We start from the raw sequence: 13,712 nt of genomic DNA on the forward strand, positions 1-13,712 counted from the left end.
CTCCGCTTCTGCGCTCCGGGCCGGCGAGTCGAGGTGGAATGAAGCCCCAGTCCGGAGACCGGCGGCATGAATGAGTTCTCGCGAGAGCGGGCGGGTGGCGGGCCTCGACGCGCTCACGCCGTTCACCAGCACACCACGGTCTTCACCCTGCTTTCCTCCGAATGGCGGGCGGTTCCGGTGGACGTCGACCTTCGTTACGACACGACCGATCCCTTCGCCGTCACCCTTTCCTTCTGCCACGGCGGTACCGAGTGGATCGATTGGACTTTCTCCCGGGAGCTGCTTCGCGACGGCGCGACCGCTCCCGCGGGTGAAGCCGACGTCCGCGTCCGTCCGTCGGCGCTCGAACCCGATCTCGTCCTGCTCCACCTGGAATCACCCGCCGGGCACGCGGACTTCAGCGCCGGCCGGGCGGCAGCTGAGCGAGTTCCTCGACTGCAGCGCCGGTCTGGTGCCCTTCGGGCACGAGCCGGCGTGGCTGGAGATCGACTCGTCGATCGCACAGGTGCTCACCGGAAAACCTTGACCGGCGTCGTTCGTGAGGGATCTCCGCCGGAAACCCCGTGCGCGGGCGTTCCGCGGTCCGGCCGCCACACCGGCGCGTCACAGTGGAACTCCGGACGGGCAGTGCTCCGCCGGAGGTCGATCCGGATCCCCGTTGGTCCTCCGCCGATATCGGAAGGCGAAATCGATGTCGCTCCTCAAGATGCCGCGCCTCGGCAGGCGCAAAGCGAGTGAGTCCTGCCGAAGGGTCGGCGAGGCACTGGTCGTCCACGGACCCGACGGGATGACGGCGCAAGCCGGCCAGTTGGCGTCGTCGTTGCAGGGTGAGCCGGACTGCGTCCTCGTCGTCGTGGACTTCCCGGCCGCCGGCTCGTCGCTGCGAGGCTGGGAAGCCGTCGCGGCCGCCGTCGCGGAAGACGAGCGAGCGCTCCGGCTGTTCCCCGCCGAGTCGGCCGGTGAAATCACGCTCCCGGCCGCGCAGTGGCTCGCCGATCGGATCAGTCGTCCCGTGTGCTACCCAGATGGCGTGATGCCGGCCGGCTCGAGCGGCCTGGTCTTCCTGCCCCCCGCCGGGAGCAAGGGATGGGCCGTGTGTGTGCCTGGCCAGGCACCGAACTGGCGTGGGCGGCGCTTCCCGGTCCCGGAGTGGGAGGAGCCGGCCAACTCGAGCCCGCATCGAGTGGGGCGGTCTGCGACCGCCGAACCGTTGCCGGCCGGGCTCTGGATCCGCTCCGACGGTTCCGACTCCTGGCTGGAAGCCGGCCGCGCGAAGCTGACGCGCTGGCTCAGCGTCTCGCCCCGAGAGCTGACGGTCGTGCTCGGAGCCCACGGCGTGCCACCCCTGTCGCTGGCGGATGTCGCGCGGTGGTGGGTTTCTCTCCCACCCGGTACCCGGGCGAAGGTCCGGTTCTTCTGCTTCGGCGAGTTCCTGAACGCGGGCAAGGTCTCGCCCGGGCAAGCATTGGCGGATGCCCTCGGCGAAGAAGTCGTGTGCCACGGCGGGTTCCCGGCCGGAAGACCGGACGCGCCGATGGTGTTCGCGCTGCGCCAGGACGGATCGCACGGCGTCCGCATGTTCGCCGAGCAGCTCGCCTTCCGCCCTCGGCGGGACCCGGCAGCCGGAGCCGAACCTCCCGCACCACGGGTCCGGCGCTCCCAGCCGCCCGGTGGGGGCCTGACGGAGAGTGAACCCGGGGTCTACCGGCACGCCTCGGGAGCGGTTGTCGAGGTAGTGCAGGCCGGTCTGTGGCTACGAGCTGCAGACGTACCCGCTCACGCGACCGCGATCAGGACCACCCCGCCCGAGCCGACGGCACTTCTCGTGTTCCACGATCCGGCGGACGACCGGCTCATGGCAGGGGTGCTCGATCAGCTCGACGACAAGGTTCGCGCCGTGGCCAAGCCGGTGCCGGTCACCGCACCGGCCGAACCGCCGCGGACGCCCTTCGGCTCCGGGGCCGACCTCACGATGCCCCTGACGCCGCTTCCCCGGCTGTCCCGGCTCTTGCAGCGGGCACCGGTGTCGGTGGCCGCGCCCGCGGCGGACCAGGCGAGGTCCGGCCTCTCCGCGCGCTTGGAGCCCCAGGAGGACATCACCCTGGAAGACGACGCGGTGCGCGTCACCACGAAGATCCGCCATCCGGCCGTGAAGCCACGCCGTCGGGGGAGCGGAGCGGCCCCGAGAGCCGCGCGAGCCGAGGCGGCGGACGAGCGGCCGGGGCGGCAACAGGCGCCGGACCCGCAGCTGCGGGTCTGGCCCGCACCCGCCGGGTTCACCGCCGAACCGGCCATGGTCCGCACCGGGCGGGAGACGGCCTTCGACGCCCTGTCGGACCGGGTCGGTGCTGTCATGCGCCGGTTCTCCCCGCACCGGCCGGTGCCCGAGAGCGGTCTCACGGCGGCCGTGGCCGCCGGCCTCTATCTGGCCGGGGAGGATCCGGACGTCGACGCCGGCCTGCGCACCGGGACCGCGGGTCCCCATGTCGACTTCGGCCGGTGCGTGGCCGGCGGTCTGCAGAAGCTGCCTCCGCACCGCAAAGCCACGGCAACGGTGCTCGCACCCGGTCCGGGCTTGTGGGAACTGCTCGAGACCGGGACGGTGCTGCGTGAGTGGGGCTTCTTCCACGCGCGTACGGTGCTCGGTCCGGTCGAAAGCGGTTCGACCGACCTGATCGTCTGGTCGCTCACCGGGCGGCTGACGACCTCCATCGAGCCGGCGGAGGGCGGCGTCGCCGACCGGGTGGTCTTCCCGCCCGGAACCGCCTTCAAGGTTCTCGAGGCCAGGGAGCCCGACGACGTGCGGCGGGGCCGGATCCTGCTCCGCGAGCTGACGGCTGCCGAAGCCGGCGAGAACGGGGAGGCCGCCGACCGTGACGACCTCGTCCGGGCTGCCCTGCAGACGTTCGCCGACCGGGGGACCAGGGCCGTCGACCCGGTGCCAGCCGCTCAGGCGGGCAGGCTCGGCCGGCTGCCCGGCGTCGTCGACGCCCTGACCGGTGAGGAGTGACGGTGATCGGAGTGCCCGAGGCCGGCGAAGCCGCCGGAAACCGGTTGCTGCTCCTGCTCGATCCGGCGTTCGTCCCGGGCGACGATCAGCCGGACGTTCCGGCGCATGCCATCCTGGGCGCGTGGCTCGCCGACGAAGCGGGCAAGCCGAGCCGGTTCCACCCCAACCCGGCCTACCGGCCCAGTGCGCCGGACTCCCCGCTCGATCCCGTGGACGCGGTGTTGCGCGCGCTCGCCGACGGCAAGGACATCGCGGACCAATTGTCCATTGTGCTGCGTGACACCGTCCTCGGGATCGCCACGGAGAAGGACGGGACCGCGGTGGTCCGGCCCGCGCCGGACGGCGTGCCGTCGGTTCAGGTGACCACCGCCTACGGCCACCGCGCCGGTGTCGGCGAGGAGGTCCACTGGCTGAACGTCACCGTCGAGGAATTGGCCGAGGCGTTGCCCCCGCAGGGCGTGGACGTGCTGCTGAACCCCGGCTCGCCGGCGTCGATGCGGGTGCTGGCGGAGACGATCCGCGCGGTGGCGAACGACGCCGGCGAAGCCTGAACGGCACTTCAGAGACTCAGCTCGCCGTTCACGATCGCCGCGGACAGTTCGATGCGGGAGCGGTACCCGCTCCGGGTGAACAGCCGGCTCAGCCGCCCTTCGACGCTCTTTTCGCTCGTGTTCAGCGCCGCGGCGATCTGCTTGTTGCTCAGGCCTTCGGCCGCCAGCGTCGCCAGCAGCCGCTCGTTCTCTTCCACTGTGTTCCGGCGGCCGGGGACGACAACGCCGTGTTCTCGCATCAGGGTCCTGGCATGCGCTCGGTGGAGGAGGGCGCCGATCCGGCCCATCAGCTCGTAGGCCTGGCCGAGCAGGACAGGCTCCGCCATCCCGTGCCGCACCAGGCGCACGATGGTGCGCGAAAGCTCGAACGGCTGGTCGCGTTCCCGAGCCGACCGCAGGCACGCGGCAGCCGCGGCCGGGTCCCGCGCGACCACCGCGCGGATCAACTGCGCGAGCAGTGCGGCGCGGCCCGTTGCCAAGGTCCCGGCCAATCGCTCGGCGGCCGCCAGACAGTTTTCCGCCGTCTCCCGGTCGTCCAGAGCGAGAGCCAGATCCGTCAGTTCCGCGTAGGCGACATCGCAGCCGACCACCAAGCCGCGTTCGCCGGCCGCGTCCAGGGCGGCGCCGAGCCGGTCGGCCGCCCGCCGGTCGTCGCCCAGGGCGCGGTCGACCCATGCCTCGGTGAAGTCCAGCAGGTGAGCGAGCGCCGGGGTGGTCTCCCGGGCCGCGGTCACCACTTCCCGCGCGGTCGTGAGGCGTCCCTGGGCAACCAGCGCGGAGACCGTCGCGTGGAACATCCCGGTCGTCGCGGGAGCGAAGCCGGGAGCCGCTCGGCACGCCACGCTCCGGCAGGCCAGTCCGGTCGCGAACCAGAAGTCGCCGCGCAGGACCGCGGCCATCGTCCGGTTGGCGGGTCCGGCGCTGTCCCACGACAGGCCTTCTTCTTCCAGCAGCTCCTCGGCGCGGCCGAGTTCCCCGTTCACAAGCAAGCCGGTCAGATGCGTGTTGACCTGCTCGACGTGGTGGCGCGGGACCTCGCGCAGCGGCCACTGTGCCCGGTCGAGGAGGCTGTGCTCGAAGAACTCGGGCCGGCCCTGCCACAGGACGCCGAGCGCCTTGACGAGACGCGCGAGCACGGCCTGCGACTGTCCGTCGTGGACCGCCGGGTCGCCGGCGTCCGCCCACCGCTCGGCTTCCGCCCAGCGGTCGAGCAGCCCGCAGGCGAGAGCGCGCAGCACCGTCGGGGAGCCGGGATCGCCGGGCAGCCGCCGCTTCCCGTCCGCGATGTCGCGCAACGAAGCAGTGTCACCGAGGCCGGCGAGGCCGCGGACGAGCAGCGACTGGGCCTCGAGGACGGCATCCGGGCCCAACCGGTCCCCGAACTCGCTCAAGACCAGCCGTGCGGTGTGCAGGCTTCGCTCGTAGTCCCCGCGGTGGTGATGGGCGGCGGCGAGCATCAGGAGCACTTGCGCCCGGTCGCGGCCGAGTCCGGCCGCGGCGTCGAGCCACCGGACAGCTGATTCGGGGTCGGTCTCCCTGGCTTCGGTGGCGCGGCCGAGCAGCTCGTTCGCTGCCCGCGTCGGATCGACCAGCCGGCCGGCGTCGGCCACGAGGTTCGTCCGGTGGTCCGGGTCGGGGCACACCGCGGCGTTCGACCACAGGGCACCGACGGCGGCCGCCGCCAGCGTCCGGCGCTCGTAGGGCCCGCAGGACTCGGCCAGCGCGGTGGCGAGGAAGGGGACGGTGAAGCGCCACGTCGCACCGCCGCGCCCGCGGTGGAGCACGCCTGCCGCGCGCAAGGCTTCCCAGCGCTCCAGTACCTCTTGCCCGGTGATGCCGAGCACCTCGGCGGCCGGACCGGCCGCGGCCGCACCGAGCGGAAACAGCAACGCCATCGCTTTCGCCGCTTCCCACGCCGCCGGACCCAGATCCCGGACCGCCTTGACGCACTCGCCGGGTGGGGGCGGCTCCGCTGCGGCTGTTCCGGGAGCGAGGTACGCGGACCGGTCCAAAACCCGGATGGCGCCGCGCCGGCGCAGGGCCTCCGTCGCTTCGCCCACCGCGACCGGCACGCCGCGGCTCAGCGCGTGCAGGTGGTCGACGAGCGCGGGTTCGGGAGCGGCCTGGAGCGTCGCCCTCAGCCGGCCCGCCAGCTGCTGCTTGGTCAGCGGCCGCAGGCGCAGCGTGTGCACCAGGTTCTCCTTGCGGAGCCGGGCGAGCACCTCGGGACCGTACCGGGCGGCGACCCCGTTGGCCGGGACCCGCAGCGTGCCGACACACGTCAGCCGCCGACCGTCGGACATCCGGATCAGCGCTTCCAGCACCGCGAGGGAATCCCGGTCGATCCAGTGCAGGTCGTCGAGCAACAGGACCGTGCCGTCGCCGGCGCGCCGCAGGGCCGCGGCCGCGGCGTGAGCCGCCCGCACCGCCACCGCCGGCTCGTCGGCGGCGCCGGCGACCGGGCCGATCGTCGCCCACGCGGGTTCGCCGCGGACCGGCCCCCGCAGCCCGGCGGCCGCGCCGTCACGCCTGCCCTCCGGCACGAGGGTGAACCGGGTGGGAACGACGTCCCCGGCCGGAGTGAACCGCAACGCCGAAACGTGCCTGCCTTCGGCTTCGTAACGCTCGCAGAGCTGGGCGAGCACGGTCGTGCGCCCGGTGCCGGGGAGCCCGGTGAGCAAGACCAATGGTGTGTCCGCCGCCTGGACGGCGCCGAGGATGTCCGCCATTTCGCCATCATCGACGCGCTCCGGTGCGGAAACGGGACGGGGAGGGGACGTTCGTCCGAGATCCTGCCCGAAGTTCTCCATTCCGCTCCCGCTTGCGGGCTCCAGGGCCGGTGGTGCGTCTATCGCGTGGATAGAGATTTCCTTGAGTCCCAAGTGGTCGTCTGGTGCTCGGACCGACCGCAGGTGAGCGTGACCGACAAAGGAGAGCCGCAGCGTGAGCCAGAACGTCATCATGGTCACCCCGACGCCGGGACGCGGGTACCGGCGCATCGGTGACGCGGTGGCCGGAGCACCTGAGGGCGCCCTGATCGTCGTGGCACCAGGGCGCTACACCGAGAACCTGACGGTTTCCAAGCCGGTGACCATCACCGCGGAAGACGGCGCCGGGACGGTGACGATCCTCGCCAAGACCGGGGTCGCGGTGACCCTGACCGCCGCGTCCGCCGCGCTGTCCGGCATCTCGGCAGTGTCCACGGACGCCGACAACCCGGCGGTCTTCGTGGCGCAGGGACAGCTCAGCCTCACGGAATGCTCCTTGCAGGGCGCCGGCTGGTCCACGGTCTTCGCCTCGGGGGAAGGCACCATCCTGATGCGCGGTTGTGCGGTGCGCAACGACACGGGGGCGGGTGTCGTGGTCACCTCACCCCACGGAGGTGTCCTCGAGTCCTGCCGGTTCGACGAGATGGGGACGTCCGCGGTCGTCGTCGCCGACGACGGCACGCTGCTGATGCGCGCCTGCACGGTCGGCAAAGCGGCCGGCAACGGCATCTGCCTGAACGGCCGTGGCCGCCTGACCGTCGAGGACACCACGATCTCCGGCACGGCCAAGCCCGCCGTGGCGGTGGAACAGCAGGCGATGATCGCCGCGAAACGGCTGACGGCGTCCGATGTGGAGGGAATCGGGTTCTACCTCGCCAGCGGCGGCGAGGTCGCGCTCGAAGACTGTCTCGCGGAGCGCGTGGGAGCCGAGGGCGTGTTCGTCGCCGAAGGCTGCAAACCGGTTTTGCGCGGATGCCGGGTACGCGGAGCCGGTTTGCATGGCGTGCACTTTTCCGCGCGCTCGGGCGGCATCGTCACCGACTGCGAGATTTCGGAGGTGACCGGGATCGGGGTGAACGTGACCGAACGTTCCGCGCCGGAGTTCGATCAGCTCCTGGTCTCCGGGTGCACCGCTGCCGGGCTGCGGGTGTCCGACGCCGCCGATCCGTTCTTCCGCAGGCTGCGAGTGCTCGGCTCGGACGGGGCGGGCATCGAGGTCGAGGACGGCGGCCGCGGCACGATGGAGAACGTCGAAATCGACGGCGGCGCCGTGGGGCTGCGGGTCACGGGCGGTTCGCGGCTGTCGGCGAGCGGCTTCAGCGTGCGGAACACCGCGGGCGCCGCGGTGGAAGTCTCCGAAGCCACGTTGTCGCTGGTCGACAGTGCGATCGACGGCGCCGGCGGGGACGGCGTCCACGCGGGTCCCGGAGCCACCCTGTCGATCCTGCGCTGCCGCGTGCACAGCAGCGCGGGCGCGGGCTGCCGATTCGTCGAAGGCGCGTCGGGAACCGCGACCGAGTCCGAGTTCTCGAGCGGTAAGTCGGACGGGATCGTCCTCGACACGGAGGAAGCCGTGCGGGTGACGTCCTGCACCGTGCGGGACAACCACGGCAGCGGCGTGCGCCAGGTCCGGCCGGGCACGGCGATCGAGGTGCTCGGCCTGATCACCAGCGGGAACTTCAAACCGGACGCCTACGGGACGTCCGCGTCCGCGGGGGCCGCGGAACCCGTGCCGGCGGCGGCCGAGCGCCCCAAGCCCGCCGATGACCCGCTCGAGGAACTGCAGAAACTGGTGGGACTGGCCGGGGTGAAGCGCGAAGTGACTTCGCTGATCAACCTCAACAAGATGGCCAAGCGACGGCGGGACGCCGGGCTGTCGGCGCCGCCGATGGCTCGTCACCTGGTGTTCGCCGGTGCGCCCGGCACCGGCAAGACCACGGTCGCGCGCCTCTACGGCCAGGTTCTCGCGCAGCTCGGGGTACTGCGCGAAGGTCACCTCGTCGAGGTGGCCCGAGCCGATCTGGTCGCGCAGATCATCGGCGGTACCGCGATCAAGACGACGGAGGCGTTCACCACCGCGCTCGGCGGCGTCTTGTTCATCGACGAGGCCTACACGCTGAGTTCCGGCCAAGGCGGCAGCGGACCGGACTTCGGCCGGGAGGCGATCGACACCCTGGTCAAGCTGATGGAGGACCATCGGGAGGACGTCGTGGTCATCGCCGCCGGCTACAGCACCGAGATGCAGGAGTTCCTCTCGGCGAACCCCGGCATGGAGTCCCGGTTCAGCCGGACGATCGAATTCGCCAACTACACCGCGGACGAACTCGTCACGATCGTCCGGTCGCAGTGCGGGAAACACGACTACCACCTCGAAGGCGACGCGGCCGAAGCGTTGCGGGAGTACTTCGAGGCGATCCCGAAGGACGGCACGTTCGGCAACGGCCGGACCGCGCGGCGGGTGTTCGAGCGGATGACCGACCGGCAGGCTTCGCGTCTCGCCGAGGCGCCGTCGGCGAGCCCGGCCGATCTGACGCTCCTGACAGCCGACGACCTCGATACCGGTGCCTGAGACGACGACGTTGCCCGTGCGCGGGTGTTCGCCTCCGCCAGGAGGACGCACTGCCGGGGCAGGAGGCAAGATGAACAGCTCCGTTCACCAGCAGGCCGGTGGCCTCGTCGCCGAACGACGAGGCCCGCACCTGCTGATTCGCCGGCACGACGAGGCTGAGTCGCCTGGGAGTGCGATCGGCTGGCCGGCGCCCGCGCCGGGGCACGCTTTCGTGCTGGTGTCCGCCGGTGCGGCGGGAGAGTCTTCGCTCGTCACGCTCCTGCCTTCGTTGCTGCATCGGACTCTCGTGGCGGACGGTGACATCAGTTCCGTGCGGATCGGCCTGCCGGGTCTGGGAGCCGACTCGCTGGTCTCGCAGGCCCTGGCCGACGCGCTCGGCGTGGAGATCTTCGCCCCGGACGGAGATTTCGCCGGGCATCCCGGGGCCGCGCTCTACGCCGCCCACGGCTGGCTGCACTTCCGTCCCGGCTCGGCGTCCGCGCCGGCGGGGCGCCGGCACCCGGTGCCGCACTGGGAGGCATCGATGCCCGCTGGGCCGGTGGCCGTGGGCGGTGCGGCGATCGAGCCGGTGCCGGCGGGCGTGCTGGTGCGGGGCGTCGACGACCGGCCGGCGGCGCCCGGCGATGCCGCCTTCGCAGTGCCGGTCGACCCGGGCGTGGCGAGGATCGTCGTGGGCGCCGACGGCCGGGTGCCGGAGCCCGCCGTGGTCGCCGCGGCGGTCGCCCGGTTGCCGCGCGTTCCGACGCAGCTCGTCGTGCTGCCCTCGCGGGCCCGCACGCACTCCTGGCTGTACGAGTTCGCGAGGGTGCTCGCGCGGGACGTCGTCGTGGCGGCCGTGCCTGCCGCGGGAAGCGGCAAAGCCTGCTTCCCGCCGTTCGCCTCGTTGATCCGGCAGCGCGTGGACGGCTCCCAGGAGGTGCTCGAGGCGGTTTCGCCGCCGCGGGGCTGGGAGCGTCGTGACCGCACCGGCTACCGGTTCCGGAACGTCGTGGCCGATGTCGTGCCGTCCGGTCTGGCCCTGCGGACCGGGGCGGCCGATCCCGCCGTGGCCCGGGCGCCGTTCGACCCCGGCGGCTGGACGGTGCACCTCGGAACTGCGGGCGAGCCGGTCGGGCCCGAACTGCTCACCGCGGCGGAGGCGCTCCTCGGGGAACTCCACCCCGTGGTCCGGGACGCGGCTTGCCTGCGGCTGGCCGGGGTGCTGGACGACCGGGCGCGCGAGCTGCTCGGCGAACCGCCGGCGCCGCCGGTGGCCGGGGTGCCCGCGCCGGTGCGCCGGCCCGAGTCCCCGACGACACCCGGCCACGAACGCCCGCGGTCGCCGGCCGCGGGCGAAGAGCGGCCTCCGGCAGCGGAGATCGCCCGTGGCCCGGTGATGCCCCCTTCGCTCCTGGTCTCCGGGCCTCCGGTCCCGACGGTGTCGGGTGCGCCGGGTGTTCCGGGGCCCGCCCCGGCGCTGCCGCAGGCGGACGCCATTCCGTCCGTTCCGCAGGACGAACCGGCCGAACGCGGTGCCGGCACCCCGGCGAGCGCGGCGGGCGTGGCGGGCGAACGCCCACCGAAACCCGCGCGACCGGCGGAGCCGACCCCGGAAACCGCTGCCGATCCGGTCGGCACCGAACTCGCGCGCACGCCCGGTGCCGAGCCCATTCCGGAGGTGCCCGCCCTCGCCGAGCCGCCCGAGGCCGATGCCTCACCGGTGGCCGAGCGCACGATTTCCACGGGCAGGGAGCTCGTGGTCACGGACCGGCCGAGCACTGCCGCGGAGCAAGCCCGGTTCACCACGGCGGCCGGCGAGGCCTACAGCGAAGCGCTCGCCACGGTGAACGCGGCGCTCGCGACCTGGCCGTCGATGCGCCAGGCGGAAGCCGGCGCCAAAGCGGACTTCGTGGCAGTATGCCTCTACCTGGGACGCGGCGCGGGCAACTCCGCCGAGCTGGATGCCGCCGTGCGAAGCGGGACCGGCGGCGAGCTCGACGGGCAGGTCCCCTGTCTCGTCTCGGGACTGCGGCGGCTGCCCATCCACCGGCGGGCGGTGCTCCGGCAGAGCAGAACCGGGCAGCCGCCGGAAAGCGCGGTACAACCGGGTGCTGTCCTGACCGAGCCGGGCTTCCTGGTCGGGAGCACGGACCTCGACGTGACTGTGCCGGACGCGGACCTCGACGTCCTCATCTGGCCCGCTTCGGCCAGGCGGACCTCGGAGCTGCGGATCGGCCAAGCGGTGAGCGAGGTGGTCTTCTTCGCCGGCGCGCGCTTCAAGGCGCTGGCCGTCCGGACCACCGATCCGGCCGAAGACCCGGCGGACGGCAGCACCGCCACGCCGAGAACGGCGGCGCTGTTCCGTGAACTCGACCCGGGTGAGCAAGTGTCGGCCACCGGGGAGCTCGACGAACACGACCTCGCCGCGCTGGCCAAGCTCGACCAAGCGCTGGATCGCAGGCGCCGCTGCACCCTGCGGGTCGTCGACGAGCCCGAGGTGCTGGCCCGGATGACTACCTCCCTGCTCGAGTGGCGCGAGGAAACGGCTTCCCGGGCCTCGGCGAACCACACCATCACGCTGGCTTCGTGAGCAGCCGGTCGGAAGGACATCGGGCGATGAGCGAGAAACCTGGCCGGGGGTACCGACGACGCTCGGCGGTACCGGCCTGTCTGCTGGTCGCGGGAATGGTCTGGACCACCCTGCTCGCGGGGGTGGCGACGGCCCAGCAGGCCCCGGCCCCGTTGCCGACCGAGCAGAAGGGCTGCCTGCAGCCGCCAACCAGCACGGAGACCGGTGTCCCGTGGGCGCAGCAGCAGCTCACGCCCGAGCGCGTCTGGCCGCTGACCAAGGGAGCAGGGGTGACGGTCGGCGTGGTCGACACCGGCGTCGATGCCAAGACCCCCCAGCTGTCGGGCGGCCGGGTGCAGCGCGGGCTGGACGTCGCCAGCCCGGGCGGGAAGCCCGCGGACGACGACTGCTTCGGGCACGGCACGTTCGTCGCCGGGATCATCGCCGCGGGCCCGCGGCCGGGCACCGGGTTCTCCGGGATCGCGCCCGAGGCGAAGATCCTGCCGATCCGGTGCGCCACCGTCACCCAGGACGGTGCCCCGCCGGCACTGACTGCGGTGGAGATGGCGAACGGCATCCGGGCCGCGGTCGACGGCGGTGCGCGCGTGATCAATATCTCGGCCAGCACTGATGCGCCCGACCAGGATCTCGCCGACGCCGTCCGGTACGCCGCCGGCCGGGACGTCCTCGTTGTGGCGTCCGCGGCGAACAGCGCCCAGCAGGGCGACCCGGTCACGTACCCGGCGTCGTACCCCTCGGTGATCGCCGTCGGTGCCGTCGACAGCACCGGCAAGAAGGCGGACTTCTCCCAGACCGGCAAGTTCCTGTCCCTGGTCGCTCCCGGCGTGGGCGTGACGAGCGTGGGTCCGCGGGGCGCCGGGCACTGGCTGGGCAGCGGCACCAGCTACGCGGCGCCGTTCGTGGCAGGTGTTGCCGCGTTGGTGCGTGCCTACCACCCCGAGTTGACCGCCGAGCAGGTCAAGCGCCGGCTCGAGCTGACCGCCGACCACCCGGCGGCGACACTCCCGGATCCGGGATTCGGCTGGGGCACCGTGAACGCGATGGCGGCAGTGACGACCGTGCTACCGGCGGAGTCCGGTGTGACGCTGCCCGTCGTCACCGCCGAACCCGCGCCGCTTCCACCTGGAAAACCGGCGCCGGGTAACGGATCCCTCGTCGCGCTGAGTGCGGCGCTTTCCGTGCCGGTCCTCGCCTTGCTGGGATTGCTGTTGTACAAGCTCTTTCGCGGCGCTCGCACGCGTCGCTGGACGCCGGCCCGGGTGGCCGAAGTCACCCGCCGGAGCGAGGTCGGCTAGGAACCAGGTGCGCGGGGGCAGGATGCCTCGACGAAACACTGTCTCGGGCGCGATTCGCTTGGGGGTGGACGCCGAGCTTTGAGAGCCTGGCGAAGGATTCGGAAGGAGTGGCCAGTGATGTTTCCGGAGGGTGTGTTCGACGGGGACGCCGGCGTCGAAGAGGCGCTCGCGACTTTGGAGCGCGAGCGAGCGAAAATCGGCAAGCTGAGCGAATTGTGGCGCGAGGGCCGGACCACGGTCCGGGCGAAGGACCAATCGCTGTCGATGACGTTCGACGGGCGGGGCGAAGTGGTCGACCTGGTCTTCAACGAGTCGAAGTACCGGCTGCTCGCACCGGCACAGCTGGCCAATGTCGTGGTGGAGACCTTGCAGCGGGGCAAGGCGGAGTGCATGGCGAAGATGTCGGAAGTGATGGGCGCCGGCAGTGCGTCGGGCATCGACTACGGCGAGGTGGCGTCGGGCAAGGTCGATCCGCAGCAGGTGCTGGAATCCCTGATCGGGCCGATGCTGGGCAGCGTCGGCCTGGAGCGCCGGGACGGGGGGCGGTCGTGATGACCGGCGAGTTCCGGCTGGACCCCGCGGGAATGCGGGAAATGCTCAACAAATTGGGCGCGAAGGGTGGCGACTTGAGCGCGGCGCTGACGCAGCTGAATATCGCGCTGGATCGGTATGACGGGTGCTGGGGAGAGGACAAGGCGGGGAAGAAGTTCGCGGAGGGCTATGTGGACAACGGGAACGGGACCCGGGACGCGCTGAAGGAGGTACCCACGAGCGTGAGCGACGCGACCGAGGGGATCAAATCCGCGATCGCCCAGTTCCAGGGGTTGGACGAAGACAACGCGAAACTGTTCGACCAGCAGCTGGCCGATTCGATGCAGCAGCAGGAGGGCGACGGACAGGGCAATTAGCGCGGTGCTCGGGGTTCGGTCGTGAGGTGACATTTTTCCGGA

General features: G+C 72.2%; 9 protein-coding genes and 1 pseudogene. 8 read left to right on the forward strand and 2 right to left on the reverse strand.

Annotation, left to right across the window (positions count from 1 at the left end; genetic code table 11):
• Positions 1-66 precede the first annotated feature (66 nt).
• Positions 67-357, forward strand: a pseudogene (locus QRX60_RS51630) (SsgA family sporulation/cell division regulator); the annotation flags it as partial.
• A gap of 18 nt (positions 358-375) precedes the next feature.
• On the opposite strand, the gene QRX60_RS29505 reads toward QRX60_RS51630, so the two are convergent.
• On the reverse strand, positions 376-513 hold the full coding sequence (locus QRX60_RS29505) for a hypothetical protein (RefSeq protein ID WP_285994687.1): 138 nt from the start codon (positions 511-513) through the stop codon (positions 376-378).
• A 274-nt stretch (positions 514-787) separates the two neighbouring features.
• Here QRX60_RS29505 and QRX60_RS29510 point away from each other — a divergent pair, with 274 nt between their 5' ends.
• Both QRX60_RS29510 and QRX60_RS29515 read left to right on the forward strand, forming a co-directional pair.
• A complete protein-coding gene (locus QRX60_RS29510; RefSeq protein WP_285994688.1) occupies positions 788-3,010 on the forward strand; it encodes a hypothetical protein in 2,223 nt (740 codons plus the stop codon).
• Between the two features lie 2 nt (positions 3,011-3,012).
• On the forward strand, positions 3,013-3,561 hold the full coding sequence (locus tag QRX60_RS29515) for a type VII secretion system-associated protein (protein WP_285994689.1): 549 nt from the start codon (positions 3,013-3,015) through the stop codon (positions 3,559-3,561).
• 8 nt (positions 3,562-3,569) lie between these two features.
• Here QRX60_RS29515 and QRX60_RS29520 read toward each other — a convergent pair whose 3' ends face one another.
• On the reverse strand, positions 3,570-6,290 hold the full coding sequence (locus QRX60_RS29520) for an ATP-binding protein (RefSeq protein ID WP_285994690.1): 2,721 nt from the start codon (positions 6,288-6,290) through the stop codon (positions 3,570-3,572).
• A gap of 214 nt (positions 6,291-6,504) precedes the next feature.
• Here QRX60_RS29520 and QRX60_RS29525 point away from each other — a divergent pair, with 214 nt between their 5' ends.
• The 5 genes from QRX60_RS29525 to QRX60_RS29545 all read left to right on the forward strand — a co-directional run bounded on the left by QRX60_RS29525 (position 6,505) and on the right by QRX60_RS29545 (position 13,670).
• On the forward strand, positions 6,505-8,898 hold the full coding sequence (locus QRX60_RS29525; protein WP_285994691.1) for a right-handed parallel beta-helix repeat-containing protein: 2,394 nt from the start codon (positions 6,505-6,507) through the stop codon (positions 8,896-8,898).
• 70 nt (positions 8,899-8,968) lie between these two features.
• Complete coding sequence (locus QRX60_RS29530) at positions 8,969-11,467, forward strand: hypothetical protein (protein WP_285994692.1); 2,499 nt, start codon at positions 8,969-8,971, stop codon at positions 11,465-11,467.
• 26 nt (positions 11,468-11,493) lie between these two features.
• On the forward strand, positions 11,494-12,762 hold the full coding sequence (gene mycP / locus QRX60_RS29535; RefSeq protein WP_285994693.1) for a type VII secretion-associated serine protease mycosin: 1,269 nt from the start codon (positions 11,494-11,496) through the stop codon (positions 12,760-12,762).
• Positions 12,763-12,894: 132 nt separating this feature from the next.
• Positions 12,895-13,314 carry a YbaB/EbfC family nucleoid-associated protein gene (locus QRX60_RS29540; RefSeq protein ID WP_285994694.1) on the forward strand — a complete coding sequence of 140 codons (420 nt, stop codon included), beginning with the start codon at positions 12,895-12,897 and terminating at the stop codon, positions 13,312-13,314.
• Positions 13,314-13,670, forward strand: a complete 357-nt coding sequence (locus QRX60_RS29545; protein ID WP_285994695.1) for a WXG100 family type VII secretion target — start codon at positions 13,314-13,316, stop codon at positions 13,668-13,670. The genes QRX60_RS29540 and QRX60_RS29545 overlap by 1 nt, the downstream gene beginning before the upstream one ends.
• Positions 13,671-13,712: the final 42 nt, after the last annotated feature.

Source organism: Amycolatopsis mongoliensis (assembly GCF_030285665.1).
Taxonomy (GTDB): Bacteria; Actinomycetota; Actinomycetes; order Mycobacteriales; family Pseudonocardiaceae; genus Amycolatopsis; species Amycolatopsis mongoliensis.